Source organism: Ornithinibacillus bavariensis (assembly GCF_050433565.1).
GTDB classification, from domain to species: domain Bacteria; phylum Bacillota; class Bacilli; order Bacillales; family Amphibacillaceae; genus Ornithinibacillus; species Ornithinibacillus bavariensis.
The window spans coordinates 1436-3039 of sequence record NZ_JBNPWZ010000023.1 but is presented as its reverse complement, the minus strand read 5'-3'; the positions used below and the strand labels follow the sequence as shown (position 1 = coordinate 3039).

Here is a 1604-nt window from a genome sequence, read left to right as displayed (position 1 = left end):
GTCTCAGTTGGACGGATTTGCCTATCCAACACCCTCACTGCTTGGACGCGCACATCCATACGCGCGCTTTCCCTATCCTCCTGCGTCCCTCCATTGCTCATAACGATTATGAGGTGGTACAGGAATATCAACCTGTTGTCCATCGCCTACGCCTTTCGGCCTCGGCTTAGGTCCCGACTAACCCTGAGAGGACGAGCCTTCCTCAGGAAACCTTAGGCATTCGGTGAAAGAGATTCTCACTCTTTTTTCGCTACTCATACCGGCATTCTCACTTCTAAGCGCTCCACCAGTCCTCACGGTCTGACTTCACAGCACTTAGAACGCTCTCCTACCATTGTCGTAAGACAATCCGCAGCTTCGGTGATACGTTTAGCCCCGGTATATTTTCGGCGCAGAGTCACTCGACCAGTGAGCTATTACGCACTCTTTAAATGGTGGCTGCTTCTAAGCCAACATCCTGGTTGTCTGTGCAACTCCACATCCTTTTCCACTTAACGTATACTTTGGGACCTTAGCTGGCGGTCTGGGCTGTTTCCCTTTCGTCTATGAACCTTATCACCCATAGACTGACTCCCAAGGTAAAGTATCTGGCATTCGGAGTTTGACTGAATTCGGTAACCCGATGAGGGCCCCTAGTCCAATCAGTGCTCTACCTCCAGTACTCATCCCTTGAGGCTAGCCCTAAAGCTATTTCGGAGAGAACCAGCTATCTCCGTGTTCGATTGGCATTTCACCCCTACCCACACCTCATCCCCGCATTTTTCAACATACGTGGGTTCGGGCCTCCAGTCAGTGTTACCTGACCTTCACCCTGGACATGGGTAGATCACACGGTTTCGGGTCTACGACCGCATACTATATTCGCCCTATTCAGACTCGCTTTCGCTACGGCTCCGTGTCTTCCACTTAACCTCGCATACGATCGTAACTCGCCGGTCCATTCTACAAAAGGTACGCCGTCACCCATTAACGGGCTCCGACTACTTGTAGGCACACGGTTTCAGGTTCTCTTTCACTCCCCTCCCGGGGTGCTTTTCACCTTTCCCTCACGGTACTGGTTCACTATCGGTCACTAGGGAGTATTTAGCCTTGGGAGATGGTCCTCCCGGATTCCGACGGAATTTCACGTGTTCCGCCGTACTCAGGATACACTCCAGAGAGAATTCCTTTTCGATTACAGGGCTGTTACCTTCTATGGCTTACCTTTCCAGGTAGCTTCATCTAAAGAATTCCTTTGTAACTCTAAAGGAGTGTCCTACAACCCCAAGAAGCAAGCTTCTTGGTTTGGGCTAGTTCCGTTTCGCTCGCCGCTACTCAGGAAATCGCATTTGCTTTCTCTTCCTTCGGGTACTGAGATGTTTCAGTTCCCCGAGTCTACCTCCCATACCCTATGTATTCAGGTATGGGTACTGTTCCATTACGAACAGTGGGTTCCCCCATTCGGAAATCCTTGGATCAATGTCTACTTACGACTCCCCAAGGCATATCGGTGTTAGTCCCGTCCTTCATCGGCTCCTAGTGCCAAGGCATCCACCGTGCGCCCTTATTCACTTAACTATCTACAATGAATAAGCATTACACTATATTAATAGCCTTTGCTTTAT

At 50.1% G+C, this 1604-nt stretch carries 1 rRNA gene (cut by a window edge); it reads right to left on the bottom strand.

The features are described 5' to 3' along the window. Positions 1-1557, bottom strand: a 23S ribosomal RNA gene (locus tag HNR27_RS17985) (it extends 1459 nt beyond the left edge of the window). Positions 1558-1604 lie beyond the last annotated feature (47 nt).